The sequence below is a fragment of the Paraprevotella sp. genome, from assembly GCF_986071375.1.
Genome location: NZ_CFQRNQ010000001.1, coordinates 107,243 through 126,272 on the forward strand (window position 1 = coordinate 107,243; position 19,030 = coordinate 126,272).

Annotated in this window: 14 protein-coding genes; 4 read left to right on the forward strand and 10 right to left on the reverse strand. The window is 49.0% G+C overall.

The genetic code is table 11. The features are described 5' to 3' along the window. Positions 1 to 9: 9 nt before the first annotated feature. Entirely contained in the window at positions 10 to 1,071 is a 1,062-nt protein-coding gene (gene aroB, locus AC5RDV_RS00400) for a 3-dehydroquinate synthase (protein ID WP_282747566.1), read from the reverse strand. A gap of 219 nt (positions 1,072 to 1,290) precedes the next feature. On the opposite strand from aroB, the gene AC5RDV_RS00405 reads away from it, so the two are divergent. Both AC5RDV_RS00405 and cls read left to right on the forward strand, forming a co-directional pair. Then, entirely contained in the window at positions 1,291 to 4,269 is a 2,979-nt protein-coding gene (locus AC5RDV_RS00405) for a TonB-dependent receptor (protein WP_282747564.1), read from the forward strand. Positions 4,270 to 4,433: 164 nt separating this feature from the next. Then, entirely contained in the window at positions 4,434 to 5,900 is a 1,467-nt protein-coding gene (gene cls, locus AC5RDV_RS00410; RefSeq protein ID WP_008629756.1) for a cardiolipin synthase, read from the forward strand. Here the strand turns inward: cls and AC5RDV_RS00415 are convergent. Genes AC5RDV_RS00415 through AC5RDV_RS00425 form a run of 3 tightly spaced genes read right to left on the reverse strand, consistent with a single transcriptional unit; the run spans position 5,872 to position 7,911 of the window. Then, the gene (locus tag AC5RDV_RS00415; RefSeq protein ID WP_008629758.1) at positions 5,872 to 6,426 is read right to left on the reverse strand and encodes an RsmD family RNA methyltransferase; all 555 of its coding nucleotides are present in this window, start codon (positions 6,424 to 6,426) and stop codon (positions 5,872 to 5,874) included. The genes cls and AC5RDV_RS00415 overlap by 29 nt on opposite strands. Positions 6,427 to 6,440: 14 nt before the next feature. Beyond that, positions 6,441 to 7,256, reverse strand: a complete 816-nt coding sequence (locus tag AC5RDV_RS00420) for a DUF3822 family protein (protein WP_008629760.1) — start codon at positions 7,254 to 7,256, stop codon at positions 6,441 to 6,443. Continuing rightward, entirely contained in the window at positions 7,237 to 7,911 is a 675-nt protein-coding gene (locus AC5RDV_RS00425) for a hypothetical protein (protein ID WP_008629761.1), read from the reverse strand. The genes AC5RDV_RS00420 and AC5RDV_RS00425 overlap by 20 nt, the downstream gene beginning before the upstream one ends. Before the next feature lie 97 nt (positions 7,912 to 8,008). Here AC5RDV_RS00425 and AC5RDV_RS00430 point away from each other — a divergent pair, with 97 nt between their 5' ends. Then, positions 8,009 to 9,445 carry an ATP-dependent DNA helicase gene (locus AC5RDV_RS00430; protein WP_282747560.1) on the forward strand — a complete coding sequence of 479 codons (1,437 nt, stop codon included), beginning with the start codon at positions 8,009 to 8,011 and terminating at the stop codon, positions 9,443 to 9,445. Positions 9,446 to 9,763: 318 nt separating this feature from the next. Here the strand turns inward: AC5RDV_RS00430 and alaS are convergent, their stop codons facing one another. Beyond that, the gene (alaS, locus tag AC5RDV_RS00435) at positions 9,764 to 12,379 is read right to left on the reverse strand and encodes an alanine--tRNA ligase (RefSeq protein ID WP_282747559.1); all 2,616 of its coding nucleotides are present in this window, start codon (positions 12,377 to 12,379) and stop codon (positions 9,764 to 9,766) included. Between the two features lie 110 nt (positions 12,380 to 12,489). On the opposite strand from alaS, the gene AC5RDV_RS00440 reads away from it, so the two are divergent. Next, the gene (locus AC5RDV_RS00440; RefSeq protein ID WP_008629767.1) at positions 12,490 to 12,837 is read left to right on the forward strand and encodes a MerR family transcriptional regulator; all 348 of its coding nucleotides are present in this window, start codon (positions 12,490 to 12,492) and stop codon (positions 12,835 to 12,837) included. 30 nt (positions 12,838 to 12,867) lie between these two features. Here AC5RDV_RS00440 and AC5RDV_RS00445 read toward each other — a convergent pair whose 3' ends face one another. Genes AC5RDV_RS00445 through AC5RDV_RS00465 form a run of 5 tightly spaced genes read right to left on the reverse strand, consistent with a single transcriptional unit; the run spans position 12,868 to position 18,949 of the window. Beyond that, complete coding sequence (locus AC5RDV_RS00445) at positions 12,868 to 15,123, reverse strand: RelA/SpoT family protein (protein WP_282747557.1); 2,256 nt, start codon at positions 15,121 to 15,123, stop codon at positions 12,868 to 12,870. 30 nt (positions 15,124 to 15,153) lie between these two features. Continuing rightward, entirely contained in the window at positions 15,154 to 16,440 is a 1,287-nt protein-coding gene (locus tag AC5RDV_RS00450; RefSeq protein WP_008629770.1) for a lytic transglycosylase domain-containing protein, read from the reverse strand. Between the two features lie 3 nt (positions 16,441 to 16,443). Then, the gene (locus tag AC5RDV_RS00455) at positions 16,444 to 17,283 is read right to left on the reverse strand and encodes a DUF5683 domain-containing protein (RefSeq protein WP_282747554.1); all 840 of its coding nucleotides are present in this window, start codon (positions 17,281 to 17,283) and stop codon (positions 16,444 to 16,446) included. Further along, positions 17,280 to 18,173: a ParB/RepB/Spo0J family partition protein gene (locus AC5RDV_RS00460; RefSeq protein ID WP_008629776.1), complete on the reverse strand. Its 894-nt coding sequence runs from the start codon at positions 18,171 to 18,173 to the stop codon at positions 17,280 to 17,282. Before AC5RDV_RS00460 ends, AC5RDV_RS00455 begins: the two co-directional genes overlap by 4 nt. Before the next feature lie 11 nt (positions 18,174 to 18,184). Next, positions 18,185 to 18,949 (reverse strand): ParA family protein, encoded by a 765-nt coding sequence (locus AC5RDV_RS00465; protein ID WP_008629779.1) that lies wholly within the window; start codon positions 18,947 to 18,949, stop codon positions 18,185 to 18,187. Positions 18,950 to 19,030: the final 81 nt, after the last annotated feature.

The following is a 19,030-nucleotide window of genomic DNA, read 5'->3' on the forward strand; positions in this document are numbered from 1 at the left end:
AAAAATGTGTCAGCAACCCATGATTTCACGGTAGAAGTCCAACATGTTGAAGATTTCGTCCTTTCCGGCTGTACGGTTGATACGGATATCTCCTATGCCGCCCAATAGTGTGAAGTTGACCTCTCCCGACGTGTTTTTTTTGTCGTGGGTCATGAATTGGTATAGCGTTTCGTACGCCTTGCAGTCGAAAGGGAACACACCGTAGTACCTTTTGATGAACTCTGTAGTCTGGCGTAGCTTGTCTTTTGGAAAATCCTCTCGCAGGCAACTCAGGTAAAGTTCGCATACCAATCCCCAGGCCACTGCGTAACCGTGCAGTACGGTACGCTCTTCTGCCAAGGCCAGGCTTTCGAGTGCATGTCCGGCTGTATGCCCTAAGTTCAGGGCCTTGCGGATACCCTGTTCATACGGATCCTGTGCCACGACATTTTCCTTGATGGCTACGCTTTGGGCAACCATCTCTTGTAGTTGGAGATAGTCGATGTCGTCCAAGTCGAATGAGACCAATTCTGCCCAATGCTTTTCTGTGCTGATAAGGCCGTGTTTCAGCATTTCCGCATATCCGGAACAGATGTTCTTGTAGTCCAGTGTTTTCAGGAACTCTGTATCCAACAATACGCTTGCGGCGGGTGCGAAAGCTCCTATTTCGTTTTTCAAACCGTTGAAGTTAATGCCTGTTTTTCCGCCTACAGCTGCATCCACCATGGCTAGCAAAGTCGTAGGGATGTTGATGTACGGGATACCTCTTTTAAAAGTGGAGGCTGCAAACCCTCCAAGGTCGGTCACCATTCCCCCGCCTAAATTGACCAACAGGGAATGGCGTGTGCCGCCTTTTTGACTTAATTCGGTCCATACTGAAATGAGGGTCTCTATGCTTTTGTGTTCGTCTGTGGCACCGATGACGATGTGTTCAGACTGTTGCATGGACGGGAAACCGGAGATAACCGGCCAACACTTTTTATATGTGGTTTCATCCGTCAGGACAAATAACTTGTCATGAGGTTGGTGGGTTATGGCCTGTTCCAAACTCTCCCTCAGATTTTGTGAAATAATGATTTTCTGCTTTTGCATAGCGCATGTTCATGATAATTCGATTGCAAAGATAGGTTTTTTGGAAGATAATGTTCCATTTTGCCTTTTATTTCTTGTGGATTATTTAATTTTGCAGGTGGTTAGGTGATAAATACATTTTTTTTTGTTAAAAAGCACCCGTTGGATTAAACCGATAGGTGGGTTGTTCGTCATACTACCGAATGGCGTTTAAAAATTAATTTTAAGATCTGGATAAACATGAAAAAAAGAAACGTGCTAGCTTTTGTGCTATGTATGTGGAGCTTGTGCTTATGGGCGCAGGATGCGGCGGTTGGAGAACAAAAGAAAACTGCCGGTAAGAGTGTGACGGTGAGTGGAACAGTGATAGAGGAAGACACTAATGAGCCGGCTTTTTCAGCATCAGTGGTGTTGCTTAAACCCGTAGATAGTACATTGGTTGCGGGGGCCAGTTCCGGATTGGACGGTAAGTTTTCCATCAAAAGCGTGAAACCAGGGAAATACATATTCAGAATTACTTCGGTGGGGTTTAAGCCTTATTATAAAGATGTACAGGTGGCGGCTTCAAAACCTTCGATGGCAATGGGCACCATCCTTTTGGAGACTAATGCGGCTGTACTGGATGCGATCGAAGTGACAGCTCGTCAGGCACAGGTGGAAATGAAGGCGGATACTTTCGTTTACAATGCCGGTGCTTATCGAGTGCCCGAAGGCTCGGCTTTGGAAGAGTTGGTGAAGAAATTGCCCGGTGCTGAGGTCGCGGAAGACGGGACGATTACCATCAACGGTAAGGAGGTGAAGAAAATCATGATTGACGGCAAGGAATTTTTTGACAACGACACCCGGGTGGCGATGAAAAACTTGCCGACCAATATGATTGAAAAGATAAAGTCTTACGACCGCAAGAGCGACTATACGCGGATGACTGGTATCGAGGACGGGGAGGAAGAGACGGTTATCGACCTTTCCGTGAAACCGGAAATGAAAAAAGGATGGATTTCTAATGTGGACGGGGGATATGGTACGGAAAAGCGATATACAGGACGTTTCATGGTGAACCATTTCACAGACAAGCTCCGCGTGACTGGGCTCGGGGGAGCCAACAACTTGAACCAAAACGGACGGGAGGCCATGAAAGAGGCGGGAATCGACTTCGTATGGGAGAACGGAAAGAAAGAAAATGAGGCAGGCCGCCTGAGGGTGGGGGGGAATGCACGTTATTACCATCGTAACACGGACCAACTTTCCATTACCAATTCCGAAACATTCCTTTCCGCAGGGGCGAACAGTTCTTTTTCCAATAATTCTGGCCGGACACGGTCGGGTAACACGAATGTGAATTCTAACTTCCGGCTTGAATGGTCGCCGGATACGATGACGCGCATCATGTTCCGTCCCAATTTCTCTTATTCGGAAAATTACAGCAACGGGCAGAGCAGTAGCGTGACGTTCAATGATGACCCGTACGCATGGGGCATGTCCGATCCGCTTTCGCAATACCGTGATTATGTGGCAGACAGTATCGTGGTGAATGATAACAGGCGTTGGAACCACAGTGACGGGAAAAGCTATTCCGTGGACGGAATGCTAATGGTGAACCGTCGCCTGAACAGCAAAGGACGCAACCTTACTTTGCGTATGAGGGGAGGGCTTTCCGATTCGGAAAACAAGTCGTTCAGCATATCGGAAGTGAATTATTTCCTCCGGCGCAAGCCTGATGGGAACAACGAAAAATCTTACATGCACCAATATAATGCGAACCCTTCGAAAAGTTATAACGGGAGTGCGGATTTGAGCTATAGCGAACCGTTGTTTGAGGGCGCGCATTTGCAGTTCAGCTACCGCTACCAGTACCGTTATTCGGATTCCGACCGTTCGATGTATTCTTTGGATAGCTTGGTGTCCAAAGGTGTCATTACACAGGAACAGCTCGAGGCATTCCCTTTGGAGTATATTCCGGGTGTGGATTGGTTGGAATTGGCTCGCAATTACCAAAACAGCCAGTATGCCACTTACAAGGAGCATAACCAGGAGGCTACGGTGATGTTCCGTTATGGGAAAGACAAGATACGTTTCAGTGCGGGTGTGTCTGTGCAGCCGCAGAAAACTTATATGGATTATACCAAGGGGAGTCTTGATACTTCTGTGGTACGCAATGTGCACAATTGGGCGCCGCGTATAGATTTCCGTTATAAGTTCTCTGAAACCGGACAGTTGCGTTTCCGTTATAACGGGCGTTCCTCGCAACCTTCAATGACGAACTTGTTGGATGTGACTGACGATTCAGACCCGTTGAACGTGTCGAAAGGTAATCCTGGGTTGAAACCTTCGTGGAATAACCGCATGGAACTGTTTTACAACAATTACATCCCCGATTTGCAACGCGGGTGGATGGTGCATATGAACATGAACATGACGAAAAACAGCATCAGCACGGCCGTGCTTTATGATGAGGCTTCGGGACGGCGTACCACCATGCCTATGAATATCGACGGTAATTGGAATACTTGGACGGGGCTGATGTTCAATACGGCAATCGGGGAAAAGAAGTATTTCAACTTTTTCACTTTTACCTCTTTCTATTATGCGAATGATGTAGGTTATATAAGTTCAGACTCGGATGTAAGTCAAGATGTTACATCCGACCAAATCGTAAACCTCAGTCAAAAGAGTACCACGAAGAATTCCAATATTGGGGAACGGGTCAGGTTTAATTTCCGTAATGACCTACTTGAGATAGGAGTGAATGGCAACATCAACTACCAGCATGCCCGGAACGATTTGCAGGAGAATGCGAATCTGGATACGTATAACTTTTCTTATGGGGGAAACGTGCAGGTGAATATGCCGTGGAACATGAGTTTCTCGTCCAACATAGACCAAAGCAGTCGTCGAGGATATGATGATGCGACGATGAATACTAATGAATTGATTTGGAATGCGGAACTTTCGCAGAGTTTCTTGAAAGGGAATGCTGCCACGGTCGCAGTGAAGTGGTATGATATTTTGCGCGAACGGAGTAACATTTGGCGTTCGGTCTCCGCTACGCAGCGTACGGACTCTTGGAACAATTCCATTAACAGTTACGTCATGGTCCATTTCATTTATAAGCTCAATTTGTTGGGAGGGCGTAATGTTATAGGTGAAGAGCCTGAAGGAAGAGGCCATGGAGGAGGTCCCCGGAGGGGGCGTGGCGGCTTCGGAGGTCCACGTTTTTAAGCGGGTGTCCAAATTCATTGATTACGGTGGTCCAAAGTTCCGTTTTCCGGGACTTTGGACCACTATTTTTATGTTTTGGTGGAGTTGTGTTGCTTTTTCTTCCGCTTCTTGGCCGGATTTCAATACTTTTTTGTATGTTTGTTATAAAGAAACCGGATTGAGACGTGTTCGATGTGGTAATTTATAGTGTACTTGGTGCTTTTTACTTGTTTATAGTTTTGAGCCAGATGCTGGTGGTGATTTTGGAAAACCGTCAGCCGGTGAAGACTGTGGCATGGCTGATGGTGTTGTTTTCCTTACCTGTCATCGGATTAGTTATTTATTTTTTTTTCGGTAGGAATCGTAAGCGGGAACATTTTGTAAGCCGGGCGTGTGCTAGCCAGCTTGCACGTCGTTCGGCCGTGCGTTTCTATCAGGGAGGTTTTCCGGAACTTCCGGCAGAGCATAAGCCTTTGATTAAGCTGTTCCGTCGGCAAAGCGGTTCGTTTCCCTATCCTGACAATAAAATGCGTTTCTTTATCTCGGGAGAGGAAATGCTTGATAACTTGTTACGTGACATAGCTGCGGCGCGGCATCACATTCATGTGGAGTTTTATATCATAGAAGATGACAAGGTGGGACAACTGGTGCGCGAGGCTTTGGCAGCCAAGGCCCGCGAAGGAGTGAGCGTGCGTTTGGTGTACGACGACGTGGGATGTTGGAATGTGAAGAACCGCTTTTTCAAGCAGATGGAAACGGATGGCATACAGGTGGCGCCTTTCCTTCCGGTACGTTTCCCGAAATTCACCAGTAAGGTGGACTTCCGGAATCATCGGAAGATTGTGGTCATCGACGGCATTATCGGTTATGTGGGCGGCATGAATCTGGCTGAGCGTTATTTTTATCAGGTGGATAGAAGCCAACCTGTATGGCGCGATACGCATGTGCGCATCATGGGGAATGCCGTAGGCGGTTTGCAACGTGCCTTCCTTTCAGACTGGTATGTGGCGGCCGGGCAGACGATTACAGACCAAGTCTATTATCCTCGGGAAGAGGAGTGCCGTAAGATCATGGCCTGCGACCGTGAACCCTACGTGAGCCGGAATGCCTTGATACAGATTGTGACCTCCATACCTACGGCACCGTGGCCGGATATCATGCAGGGAATGATTCTGGCGCTCCTGCGTGCACGTCAGTATTGTTACTTGCAAAGTCCTTATTTCATGCCTACGGAACGTATGTTGTTTGCGTTGCAAACGGCAGCCCTGGCGGGAGTGGACGTGCGTTTGATGATACCGGAGCGCACGGACAAGCGGTTCCTGACGTGGGCTTCGCGTTCGTTTCTTCACGACGTGATGCGTGCCGGAGTGAGGGTGTACCTTTATCAGAAAGGTTTCCTGCACTCCAAGACGTTGGTGTGTGACGATACGTTGATGTCCTGTGGCTCTACCAACATAGATTTCAGAAGTTTTGAGCGCAATTTCGAGGTAAACGCTTTCGTGTACGACAAAGAGGCGGCATTGCACATGAAAAAAGTGTTTCAGGAAGACCAGAGCCATTGCAGGATGTTGAACTTGGAGACGTGGGAGACACGTTCCATTTGGTGCCGTGTAGCCGAATCCTCTATTCGCTTGCTGTCTCCTTTGCTTTGAAGAAGGAAAAGTTCACGCTCCCGTATGCACGGTGTTCTTTGAAAGAAGGATGTGTGCTGAAGTCATTGGTCTTGCCATGTTCCAACACGAACAGGCCGTCGGGTTTCAGCAGGTTGTGCCGGAACACGAGGTCGGGAAGTTCTTCCAATTCCTTCAGGGCATAGGGAGGGTCGGCAAAGATAAAGTCGAACTGTTCATTGCACCGGTCTAAATAACGGAATACGTCGGCACGCAAAAGGTGGCAGTTGGGGGCTTTCAGCGTGTCGATAATCTGGCTGATGAAGCGGAAATGTTGGGCATCACGCTCCACGGAAACCACCTTTCCGCACCCTCTTGAAAGCAGTTCTATGGTAATGCTGCCGGTGCCGGCAAAAAGGTCTAACGCCTCCGGCTCTTCTTCGAAATCCAGATAGCCGTTGAGTACGTTGAACAAGTTTTCCTTGGCAAAATCCGTCGTGGGACGTGCCTTGAAACTGCGGGGGACATCGAAATGCCTGCCCTTGTATATACCGGTGATGACTCTCATAACGATGATTTATATTATATCACATGAACCCATAAGGCCAACAGGTCGAACGGGAGCTGCTGATTCCGTGCCAACGTGGAACGGCGGTAAATATCGGCCGTATCCGTGTTTCTGACGTTCTGCAAGTATCGGGTAAGGATCCGTGCCGTGTCATTCTTTATATTGCCGTTGCCCAATAGTATGCATTCCTCCTGACGTACATCCATTTTCAGGTCTTTCCATACGGAAAGGATAAAATAGACCGCATTGTCTGCCATGTCGGCCGGAAAGGCATTGGCATAGCATAACCGTTGTTCCCGATAGCCGAATACGAAAACTTCTTTTTCGTCGAAATAAGCGTATAATTGCCGTTTGTCCTGTTGGGACAAAAGCCACAGCTTTTCCAATATCATGGTATGGCTGTGATAAAAACGTATGCTCGGAAAATATTGGCTGAGTATGCGTTCCACTTCAAGGTCTACTGTAAATATCTGGGCTATTTCCAGATGGGGCAGGATATTATAATAGGTTTTGCCCGTTTTTTCCTGAGCATATGTCAGGCGATAGAGCGCATGGGCTTCCTCTTTCCGGAAACATTCTAAAGGCACTTGCATGGAGAGTCCTGTCACTAAGCCATAAACCACGGAGTTATTCCTTTTTTGGACTATGGCAGATTGCCCGATGGCCTTTTTCAGGGTTTCCGCGACGCTTTCTTCTTCATGATAAATATAGTCTTCTATAGCTACCGGTTCCGTCGTTGCCGGGTTGTAGCTATAAAAAGAAAATCCATCCGCGTGCAGGCGGATGGACAGATTATAAGTTTGACTTTGATTATTCCCAGTTTCCTGCATTGTTGTTCGGGGTCATGAGGTCACCAATTTTCAGTCCGGCATAACGGCCTTGTTTCTCAGCCGCATCTGTCAGGTTGTAAATCTCGCGTTCGCTCAGGCCTTTCAGGTAAGCAGAATAAGGAGCACGGCATTCCATCACATTTTGAGTCACACCGGAGCGGCCTACGTGGATGGTTTTCTCCAATTCAAAAGTCTGTCCGTCACTATACGGGATGAATTTGAGTGAATCTGCGTTACCGTTTGTACCCACAATGGCTTCGGCCATGGGAGTCCATGTCGTGTCGCGACGGAAATTCTGCAAACCGTTGGCTGCGATGGCGGCAGCGTCTCCGCTGTTTACAATGGCTGCAGCCTTGGATTCGGTCAGCCCGCTTTCCATTTGTTTGTCACTCAGTTCTCCCACCTTGGTCACGTGGGGGATTTGTGCCGTTTTAATGAAGTTGATCAGCACGTCGAGCGTGTCGCAGAACTCACCTTGATGTTGTTGGCGGTACTGTTCTTCCGCATCTTTGATTTGAATCAAACGTGCCTTAACTGCTGCTTCCCGTATGTCCTTCTCCTTGTTGAACTGGATGGGTTGCATGATGCTCTCGTAGCAGAGATAAAGCAAAACCACTGCGCATAAGCCCAGGATGACATTAATTGCTTTTTTCATGATACATTTATAATTTTTATTTGTTACATTCGCATCGCAAAAGTAAGATAAATAAATTTAATATTCGACTTTTCGGCGAACTTTTTATCTCGGTTTTATGATAAATAAGGATTTAGAGCGGTTTATAGAGGGAAAATGTCCCTTTGAAGTTACAAACGGGCAACGGGAGATGATAGCCATGACGGCAGATTTCCTTTTGTCGGGGGACAAGGACGGGCTTTGTTTGTGGCGCGGATATGCCGGTACGGGCAAGACTTCCGTATTGAGCGCGTTGGTCAGGGCCTTGGACGATTTGAAGCAGAAAACCGTCCTGATGGCACCTACGGGGCGGGCGGCCAAAGTCTTCGCCCTGCATGCGGGGCATCCGGCCTTTACCATTCATAAGCGCATATACCGTCAGAAGACTTTTTCCAATGAGACGGACAATTTCTTACAGAATGTCAACCTGCAGAAACATACCTTATTTATTGTGGACGAGGCTTCCATGATTTCGGGGAGTACCGGCGGAGTGGGGCATTTCGGTTCCGGTTGCTTGTTGGACGACTTGATACAGTTCGTTTATTCGGGCGAGGGATGCCGTTTGATGTTGGTGGGCGACACGGCACAGTTGCCTCCCGTGGGGGAGGAACTCAGTCCGGCCCTCTCGCGACGCGCATTGGAAGGATATGGCTTGCATGTATGGGAAGGAGAACTGACGCAAGTGGTCCGGCAGCATGACGAGAGCGGCATATTGTGGAATGCCACACGCCTGAGACATTGGATTACAGCGGATGAGTACACCGGATTGCCCCAAGTGCGCATCCTGGGTTTTCCCGATATCCGTCGCGTACCCGGAGATGAATTGATAGAAGCTTTGGAAGAAGCTTACAGCCGGTGCGGACTGGACCAGGCCATCGTGGTGACGCGGTCGAACAAACGAGCCAACATTTATAACAACGGCATAAGGGGGCGCATCTTAGGGCGGGAAGAAGAACTTACGGGAGGCGACCAGTTATTAGTGGCCAAGAACAATTATTTCTGGACTGCGGGACAGAAGGACTGTCCCTTCGATTTCTTGGCCAATGGTGACGTGGCGGTCGTGCGGAAAGTGCGGCGTACACGTGAAATGTACGGGTTTCGCTTTGCCGACGTGTGGTTGCGCTTTCCCGATTATGATGATGTGGAACTGGAGGCAACGGTATTGTTGGACACGTTACAGAGCGAAGCGCCGGCCTTGACGAAAAAACAGTCCGATGCCCTATTCTTTGCCGTAGAAGCGGATTATATGGACATTACGGTGAGGCGTGAACGGTTGAAAAAGTTGAAAACCGATCCCTATTTCAATGCCTTGCAGGTGAAATATGCCTATGCCGTGACTTGCCATAAGGCACAGGGCGGACAGTGGCAACGGGTCTTCGTGGATCAGGGCTATATGACGGAAGACATGCTTACGCCCGATTATGTCCGTTGGCTATACACGGCCTTTACCCGGGCCACGGAAACTTTGTATTTGGTGAACTGGCCGCCGGATCAAATGGAAAGCGAGAAAGGATAAAATACTTTTGTACGGATTCCTGATGGGGATATCCGTGGCGTTTTTCAACATGAGGAGAACGGAAAATCAGTTGGCTGAGATTGATTTTTCGTTCTCCTCATGTTGGTTTTTTATTCTCCGCAGATTGATACAAGGATATGAAGAGATTTGTATTGCGTTGTATGATAGGATTTTATGAAAATCCTTTCGGGAAGGCGAGAAAGAATGGAATGTCTTGAATATTCATAGCTTCTTCATAAGTCGGGATACAAGAGTAAAAAAGTGGGGAAGAGCCATGCTCCTCCCCACTTGCTATTCGATGCCGGGGTGTGGTGCGGTTTATAATGCCGCCAGTTCGACGAACTTGTCTACGGCCGCGCTCAGCCCGTCGGCATTCTTGCCGCCGGCTGTGGCGAAGTGGGGCTGTCCGCCGCCACCGCCCTGAATGAGCTTGGCTGCTTCGCGGACGATTTTGCCCACGTTCATGCCGTGTGCCTTTACCATATTGTCTGAAGCCGCAGCCGTCAGCATGGGCTTGCCTTCGTGCAGGCTGCCGATGATGACCAATGCGTCTTCCGCACCGTTCCGAAGTTGGAAGGCCATGTCTTTCACGAGATCGGCAGGCATGGGGAGAATGCTGCGGTATAGCGTAACACCGTTTACGATAGCGGCCTGCGAGACGATACGTGCCTTGGCCTGTGCGGCCTTTTCTTTCATGCTTTCTTCAATCTGCTTCTTCAGGGTTGCGTTTTCCTCAATGGATTTGAGGATGGCTGCTTTCACGTCCGGGGCATTGTTGAACAAGGTTCTCAATTCGTTAGTCAGGTCTTGCAGGGTATAAAGCATGTTTTCCACTTTTTCGCCTGTGATGGCCTCGATGCGGCGGATGCCGGCAGCTACCGAACTCTCGCTCAGGATTTTCACCATGCCGATGCGGCCGGTGGATTTGGCATGGCAACCGCCACAGAATTCCACGCTGTCGCCGAATTGCACGACGCGCACCCGGTCGCCGTATTTCTCACCGAAGAGCGCGATGGCGCCCAGTTCCTTGGCCTTTTCTATCGGCATGTCGCGATGGTCTTGCAGGGGCAGGTCTTCGCGGATTTTGGCATTGACGATGCGTTCCACTTCGCGCAGTTGTTCGTCGGTCACTTTCTGGAAGTGGGAGAAGTCGAAGCGCAAGTATTCCGGGGTGACCAATGAACCTTTCTGTTCCACATGTTCGCCCAACACCGTGCGCAGGGCCTGGTCGAGCAAGTGCGTACAAGTGTGGTTGGCTTCGCTCGCAGCGCGCAAATCAGTATCTACGCAGGCCATGAAGTCGGCTTCGGGGTGTTCGGGCAAAGTCTTGGCAATATGTACCGGGAGGTTGTTTTCCCGTTTGGTGTCAACGATTTCTATGGTTTCGTGTTCCGAACAAAGTACACCACGGTCGCCCACCTGTCCGCCCATTTCGGCATAGAACGGTGTATAGTCGAGTACGATTTGATAGAACGTCTGTTTCTTTTGTGTCACCTTGCGGTAGCGGAGGATGTGGCATTCGTGTTCCGTGTAGTCCCAACCTTTGAACTCGGTTTCTCCTTCCCTCACTACGACCCAGTCTCCCGTTTCCACGGTGGCGGCGTTGCGTGCGCGTTCTTTCTGCTTCTGCATTTCCGCATGGAACGTTTCTTCGTCCACGGTCATGCCGTTCTCACGGCAGATGAGTTCCGTCAGGTCGAGTGGGAAACCGTAGGTGTCGAACAGCGTGAATGCTTCCACGCCGTCTATGACGGTCTTCCCTGATGCGCGCGTTTCGGCCATCACACGGTCGAGCAGGCGGATACCGGTTTCCAAAGTGCGCAAGAAGGAGTCTTCTTCCTCTTTCATCACTTTGGAGATGAGCACCTTTTGGGCTTCCAATTCCGGGTAGGATTTTCCCATTTCCTGCACGAGCACGGGCAGGAGCTTGTACATGAAAGCTTCTTTTTGCCCTAAGAACGTGTAGGCATAGCGTACGGCGCGGCGCAGGATACGGCGGATGACGTAGCCGGCTTTGGCATTGCCCGGCAACTGGCCATCGGCAATGGAGAAAGCTATGGTGCGCAAGTGGTCGGCCACTACGCGCATGGCCACGTCCTTCTTCGGGTCTTCACCGTACCGGCAATCCGATAAATCACCGATTACCCGGATAATGGGTTGGAACACGTCTGTGTCGTAATTGGAACGTTTGCCTTGCATCACGGCGCACAAACGTTCGAACCCCATACCCGTGTCGATGACTTTGGCCGGAAGGGGCTCTAGGCTTTGGTCGGCCTTACGGTTGTATTGCATGAACACGAGGTTCCATATTTCGATGACCAACGGGTTGTCCTTGTTCACCAGTTCGCGACCGGGAACTTTCGCTTTTTCTTCCTCCGGACGCAGGTCGATATGGATTTCGGAACAGGGACCGCAGGGACCCGTGGCACCCATTTCCCAAAAGTTGTCGTGCTTGTTGCCGTTGATGATGTGGTCGGCCGGAAGGAACTTCTCCCAATAAGAGGCCGCTTCGTTGTCGCGTTCCAGTCCTTCTTCAGGTGAACCTTCAAAGACGGTGGCATACAAGTTGGACTTGTCAATTTTCAACACGTCTACCAGATATTCCCATGCCCATTCGATGGCTTCTTTCTTGAAGTAGTCGCCGAAGCTCCAGTTGCCGAGCATTTCGAACATGGTATGGTGGTAAGTGTCATGGCCTACTTCTTCCAAATCATTGTGTTTGCCGCTGACACGAAGGCATTTCTGCGAATCGGTGCAACGTTTGCTTGTGGCGGGACGGTTGCCCAGGATGATGTCTTTGAACTGGTTCATGCCCGCATTGGTAAACATCAGCGTCGGGTCGTCTTTGATGACCATCGGCGCAGACGGGACAATAAGATGCCCCTTAGACTCGAAGAACTTGACGAACGAGTCGCGGATTTCGTTTGCAGTCATTTGATTTTTATTTTATGCGTTACTATTTTCCAAAAAGTTTTGCAAAGATAGGCCGTTTTGCCTACTTTTGCAAGGAAATGACTGGAAACGAACGGAAAAAGAATTGAATTATGGCACTGAATCCGAATAAGGAGTTGAAACTTTATTATTCCATAGGGGAAGTGGCGGAAATGTTGGGCTTGTCCGAGACTTTGCTACGCTATTGGGAGAAAGAATTTCCCTCGATAACTCCCAAAAAGGCAGGGCGTAACGTACGTCAATATTCCCAGGAAGACATTGATCAGCTGAGGCTTGTCCGCCATTTGGTCAAGGACAAGGGCATGAAGTTGGCTGCGGCTCGCAAGGCGTTGAAGAATAATAAGGATGGTGCGGAACGCGATGCGGAGATTGTCGCCCGCTTGCGGAGCATCCGGGAAGAGTTGATGCAAATAAAAAAGGAATTAGACGGTTTGGTCTGATTCCTTTCTATGGTATATGGAGGGGATGCCTCAGTCTATTCTTGTCGCTTCTTCAACACCGGTCATGTTTTTCAGTTTGTTGCAGATGGTTTTGACATCTTCCACGTCGTGTACCCCTAATTGTATTTCGCAATCGAATATGCCATCCTTTGTCGTGACGGTCAATTTGTAGATATTGATGTTAAGTTGGTTGGACAGAACACCGGTCATTTCATGCAGGATACCGATATTGTCGATGCCGCTGACTTTGATGGTGGCGGGGAAGAACAGCGTTTTATGTACGTCCCATGTGGCCGCAAGAATATGGTTGCCGTCGCTAGTTTTGAGTTTGGCGGCCACGGGGCATTGGCGTTTGTGGATGTAAATGTGCTTGTCGCTGTCGATATATCCCAACACGTCATCTCCCGGGATGGGGTGGCAGCATTCCGCAATGATGAAATTCTGGATGTTTTCTTCGTTCAGGATCACTGTTTTCTTCCGGTCTATTGAGACCGGTTGTTCCGGGGTTGGTTTCTCTTTTGTTTTTGAAGAAGGAGACTTCTTCTTCAGGAAAGGGATGAAATGTGTCCAACTGTTGCCCTTGTTCCCTGATTTCTCATGAAGTACGTTCAGGTCGGCCGTGCCCAACACGATATTTCTGGTGCCTATGGCCTGAAAGAGTTCTTCGCGGAACTTGATGTGGTGCAAGTCACATAGTTTGTCCACGTTCATGCTGTTGGGTTCAATCTCTGCTTTTTCGAAAAATTCGTTGAGCATTTCTTCTCCTTGCTTCTGCTGTTCGCGTTCTTCGCGGCGCAAGATGGCCTGGATTTTGCCTTTGGCCTTGGCCGTGGTGGCAAAATTAATCCATTCCTTCTGTACCCGTTGGGTTTTCGAGGTCAGGATTTCCACTTGGTCGCCACTTTGTAATTTATGGCTGAGCGGTACTAATTTATGGTTCACCTTCGCACCGATACAATGGCTGCCGAGAAACGTGTGGATACTGAATGCGAAATCGAGTGCCGTGCAGTCAGCCGGCATCGTCTTGAACTCCCCTTTGGGCGTAACTACGAAGATTTCCGAGGCGTAGAGGTTCAACTTGATGGCATCGAGGAAGTCCAAGGCGTTCGGCTGTGGGTCGTCCAGGATTTCTTTGATGGTGTGGAGCCATTTTTCCAGTTCGTCTTCGCTGTCTGCTGTCGTTTTGCTGCCTTCTTTATATTTCCAATGGGCGGCAAATCCTAGCTCTGCCATCTCGTCCATTCTTGTGGAGCGGATTTGCACTTCTATCCATTGGCCCGTCTTGCTCATGAGCGTGACATGCAGAGCTTGGTAGCCATTGGCTTTCGGATGAGTCAACCAATCGCGCAACCGTTCGGGGTGCGGCTTGTATATACGGCTGGCACACACGTAGATGCGGAAGCATTCGCTGATTTCGTCCTCAGCCCTTTGGGGTTCGAAGATGATTCTTACGGCCAGAATGTCGTAGACTTCTTCAAACTCGATATGCTTGTTTTGCATTTTGCACCAGATGGAATAAGGTGTCTTGATGCGTGCCTTGATGGTATAGGTAAGTCCCATCTTGTCCAATGCCTCGCGGATGGGGCGCGTGAAATCTTCAAAGAGGGTTTCACGATGGGCGCGGGTCTGTGCGAGTTTGTCAATAATCTGTTGGTATTCCTCAGGATGTTCGTACCGGAAACTCAGGTCTTCCAGTTCTTCCTTGATTTTGTTCAGTCCGAGGCGGTTGGCCAACGGCGCATAGATATAAAGGGTTTCCCCGGCTATCTTATATTGTTTGTTGGGAGGCTGTGAGCCTAACGTACGCATGTTATGCAACCGGTCGGAAATCTTGATGAGGATTACCCGGATGTCGTCGCTCATGGTCAGCAACAGTTTCTTGAAAGACTCGGCTTGGGCAGATGCCTTGTCGCCGAAGATGCCTCCCGATATTTTTGTAAGCCCGTCTACGATTTGGGCGATTTTAGGACCGAAGATGTTGGAGAGATCTTCCACGGTGTAGTCTGTGTCTTCTACTACGTCGTGGAGCAAGGCGGCGCAGATGGAGGTAGAACCCAAGCCGATTTCGCCGCATACGATTTGGGCTACGGCCAACGGATGCATGATGTAAGGTTCGCCGGAAAGGCGGCGCACTCCTTTATGGGCTTGTTTGGCAAAATTAAAAGCCTTGGTAATGATTTCCACCTTTTTGCGGTGGCGCGATGCCAAATAAGTGTCTATCAGATGCTGAAAGGCATCGTTTACCATTTTATCCTCCTCAAATTGCTTTTTGGCTAAGTCATCCATAATTACCTCCTTTTCTCTTTTGCAGCTGTTTTATCTGACCCTCAGTGTTTTCCCGGCCCGTATGCTTGTACCTTTTATGCCGTTGAGGCGTTTGAGTTTGGATACGGTCGTTCCGTAACGTTTCGCAATCGTCGAGAGAGTCTCTCCCGAGCGTATGGTGTGGGTTCTCGATTTGCTGCGGCTGTTCTTGCCGCTGCGTGAACGTGTAGCGGATGATTTTTTTGCAGATTGGCTTACTTCCACCTCGCTACGGTTGGTAAACAGTTCATCCGACTTATAAGTGTAAACGGAATCTCCGGCCGCAATGAACGCGCTGATACCGTGAGTGGGCAGGCGGAGAATGCAACTTTTCTTGGCACCCGGAATAAGGCCCGTACGATATTGCGGATTAAGGGCTTTGACTTCTTCCGCCTTGACGTTGCATACGGCTACGATTTGGTCGAAATGCACGTCACGGTCAACGATGATGGTGTCCGTGCTAGGCGGTAACGTGGTGGTCATCGGGCATATATTATGTTCGCAATAATAGTTCATGACGTAATTGGCGGCAATGAAAGCCGGAACGTAACCTCTTGTTTCCTGCGGAAGATAAGGATAGATTTGCCAATAATCCCTGCTTCCTCCTGCGCGTCGGATGGCTTTGTTCACATTAGCCGGCCCGCAGTTGTAAGCCGCAATGACCAAAGTCCAGTCGCCGAAAATCTGATAGAGGTCTTGCAGGTAATGTGCGGCGGCATACGAGGACTTGATGGGGTCACGACGTTCGTCTATCAGACTATTGACATCGAGGCCATATACTTTACCGGTAGAAATCATGAATTGCCACAATCCGGCTGCACCGACCCGTGAGGTGGCTCCGGGGTTGAGGGCGGATTCGATGACCGGCAGGTATTTCAGTTCGAGGGGTAATTGGTAACTTTCCAATGCCTCCTCGAATATAGGTACGTAAAAGTTATTGGCTGCCAACATGTAGGATACGGAGCGTCTCAGCCGTGTACAATATTGGTCGATGAATTTCCGTACCACTTCGTTGTAGGGCATTTCTATGACATTGGGCAGGCGGTTGAGGCGCGAGATGTATTCCTCCTTGCTGTATTGCGGATTCTCGTCCGAACTTTCGCATTTCTCATCCAATCCCAGGTAGTTCTTGGTGTTCCATTCTTGCAACAGGCTGTCTATTTCGTAGGTCATACCTTCCGGGAGGCCGATTACTTCGTCTTTTCCCGTTTGGTCGTCGTGTACGGTGATGTCGTTTTGTGCTTTCATCCCCGTAGCCAATAAAGCTGCTATACAGAATAATCCGATTTTTTTCATCATGGTTTAAAAGTTTAAATTACATTGGACGCCGACTGAAGCCTCTCGTCCTCGTCCGCCAAAATTAAAGACGGTCGGTTCGATGCGTAAACCCAAATCTTTGGAAATGTCGAAAGACGAGAGTTCCGCGTCCACGTATGCGTCTACTACCGACAACAGGTACACGGCTATCATGGCGAAGATGCTCATGTCCCGGTACTTGCGGTAATAGTTCTTTTTGTTCTTGAATATTTCTTTGTATTGCTCTTCCCGGCCTGCAATGCTGTAATTCAACGGGAGCATGTTCTCGTAGCTCTTCGTGTTGGGGTCATCATCCATGATATCCAGATAGGCTTGTGAATAGTCGCCATACATTTGGTTGTTCCATGTCAGGGCATAAAGACATCCTAAAAAGCCTCCATAGACAATAGGAATCTTCCACAGTTTGCGGTTGTAAATCTGGCCGGCTCCCGGAATAATCAGGGATAACCACAGTGCACGCTGTGGATTGGGAATGAAACGCTTTTCCATAAAAGGGGGCGTGTGGCGGAGCAATGAATCGCTTTTCAGGCCGACGGCAGTGGAATCCAATGCGGTTGCGGTGGTGTCCGTCAACGTTCCTGCGGACGGCAAACTGTCACCGGGCGTGGGGGACGTTTCGGTGATAACGGGTGGGATGCTGTCTTTGGCCGTAACGGCCAACGTGTCGGTGAGCAGGGAAACTGCGGTGGACGCAGAGTCGTGTACGGCAGGCCTGCTGTCTGCTGTCAGAGGTGCTTGCCCCCAAACTGAAGACACCCCACCGTGCATGAACAAGATGCCGAGCAGGATGAGTGAATGATGATATAAGAGTTTAATACACTTCAACTTTTTAAACGGTCAAACAGTTCGATAATACGTTCCAATTCCTCTTCGTTCGCAAACGGAATGCTAATCTTCCCCTTACCTTTATCCGAACAAGTAAGTTGTACTTTGGCTTGAAAGAATTTAGATAGACTTTGTTTCAATACGTTGTATTCCTCTGGCAAGCGTGCTCCTTTCGGTATGATCTTTTTGCCTCCGCTTTTTACGCTTTCGCCTTCCGTGAGTGCCTTGACCATTTCTTCCACCTTCCGGACGGAAAGGTTCTCCTGGATGATTTGTTGGAATAATTTAATTTGCAGCGTAGGGTTGTCCAAGGCGAGTAAAGCGCGTGCGTGTCCCATGTCGATGTCTTTGTTTTGCAAAGCCATCTGAATAGGGGCGGGCAAACGGAGCAGACGCAAATAATTCGTGATGGTAGAGCGGTTCTTGCCGATGCGTTCACTCAATTTTTCTTGTGTCAAGCTGTACTGTTCGATAAGATGTTGGTAGGCCAGTGCTATCTCCACCGAATTCAGGTCTTCGCGTTGGATGTTCTCTATCAAGGCCATTTCCATGACATTTTCGTCATCTGCCGTACGTATGTATGCCGGGATGGTGTGCAAGCCGGCTTGTTTGGAAGCTCTCCAACGCCGTTCTCCGGCGATGATCTGAAACGTGTCATCCTCCATTTTGCGGAGTGTGATAGGTTGTACGATACCTATTTCCGCAATGGAGGCGGCCAGTTCGCGCAGACTTTCAGGGTCAAAATCCCTTCTCGGTTGGTTGGGATTCGGAGATATCTTGTCCAGTTCGATTTCATTAATGGTAGAGGAACCGTCCGTGTGGACTTCCTTGGTGGAAATCAGAGCGTCCAATCCTCGTCCTAAAGCAGGGTATTTCTTGTGTACAGCCATTCTTTTTTCTGTTATTTGTCTTTTTCAATAATTTCTTTCGCCAAGGCCAAATGGTTCTTGGAACCTGTGGAATCCGTATCGTAAAGGATGACCGGGAGACCGTGGCTCGGGGCTTCGCTGAGTTTGACGTTCCGTTGGATGACGGTTTTGAAGACCAGTTCCTGGAAATGTTTTTTCACTTCATCATAAATCTGGTTGGCCAGACGCAGGCGGCTGTCATACATGGTCAGCAAGAAACCTTCGATTTCCAAAGACGGGTTGAGCTTGGATTTGATAATCTTGATCGTATTGAGAAGTTTGCTGATACCTTCCAATGCGAAATATTCACACTGGACCGGGATGATTACGGCATCGGCTGCCGTCAATGCGTTTACGGTGATGAGACCTAATGAAGGGGAACAATCTATCAAAATGTAATCGTATTCGCCCTTCATGGGGGAAAGGATGCCCGTCAGCACTTTTTCCCGGTTGGGAAGGTTCAGCATTTCTATTTCCGCACCGACCAAGTCAATGTGGGAAGGAATGATGTCCAATCCCTCGATATCCGTAGTATAGATGGCATCGCGCGGATCTGCATGGTCGATGATACATTCATAGATAGAGCAGTCTATTTCTGATACGTCTACTCCCAAACCGGAAGATGCATTGGCCTGAGGATCCGCATCGACAAGCAAGACCTTTTTTTCCAATGTCGCTAAAGAGGCGGCCAGATTCATCGAAGTCGTGGTCTTTCCGACCCCTCCTTTCTGATTTGCTAAAGCAATAATCTTTCCCATATCCTAATATTTGGTTTGCACAAAAGTAACGTATTCCTGACTACTGCGCTTTAGAGAATGCAGATAGAAACGTTAAATTGT

Excerpts from the sequence above, each read along its gene's own strand:
- aroB (WP_282747566.1), bottom strand. The coding sequence starts at position 1,071 with ATGCAAAAGCAGAAAATCATTATTTCACAAAATCTGAGGGAGAGTTTG.
- AC5RDV_RS00405 (WP_282747564.1), top strand. The coding sequence starts at position 1,291 with ATGAAAAAAAGAAACGTGCTAGCTTTTGTGCTATGTATGTGGAGCTTG.
- AC5RDV_RS00415 (WP_008629758.1), bottom strand. The coding sequence starts at position 6,426 with ATGAGAGTCATCACCGGTATATACAAGGGCAGGCATTTCGATGTCCCC.
- AC5RDV_RS00420 (WP_008629760.1), bottom strand. The coding sequence starts at position 7,256 with ATGCAGGAAACTGGGAATAATCAAAGTCAAACTTATAATCTGTCCATC.
- AC5RDV_RS00425 (WP_008629761.1), bottom strand. The coding sequence starts at position 7,911 with ATGAAAAAAGCAATTAATGTCATCCTGGGCTTATGCGCAGTGGTTTTG.
- AC5RDV_RS00430 (WP_282747560.1), top strand. The coding sequence starts at position 8,009 with ATGATAAATAAGGATTTAGAGCGGTTTATAGAGGGAAAATGTCCCTTT.
- alaS (WP_282747559.1), bottom strand. The coding sequence starts at position 12,379 with ATGACTGCAAACGAAATCCGCGACTCGTTCGTCAAGTTCTTCGAGTCT.
- AC5RDV_RS00440 (WP_008629767.1), top strand. The coding sequence starts at position 12,490 with ATGGCACTGAATCCGAATAAGGAGTTGAAACTTTATTATTCCATAGGG.
- AC5RDV_RS00445 (WP_282747557.1), bottom strand. The coding sequence starts at position 15,123 with ATGGATGACTTAGCCAAAAAGCAATTTGAGGAGGATAAAATGGTAAAC.
- AC5RDV_RS00450 (WP_008629770.1), bottom strand. The coding sequence starts at position 16,440 with ATGATGAAAAAAATCGGATTATTCTGTATAGCAGCTTTATTGGCTACG.
- AC5RDV_RS00460 (WP_008629776.1), bottom strand. The coding sequence starts at position 18,173 with ATGGCTGTACACAAGAAATACCCTGCTTTAGGACGAGGATTGGACGCT.
- AC5RDV_RS00465 (WP_008629779.1), bottom strand. The coding sequence starts at position 18,949 with ATGGGAAAGATTATTGCTTTAGCAAATCAGAAAGGAGGGGTCGGAAAG.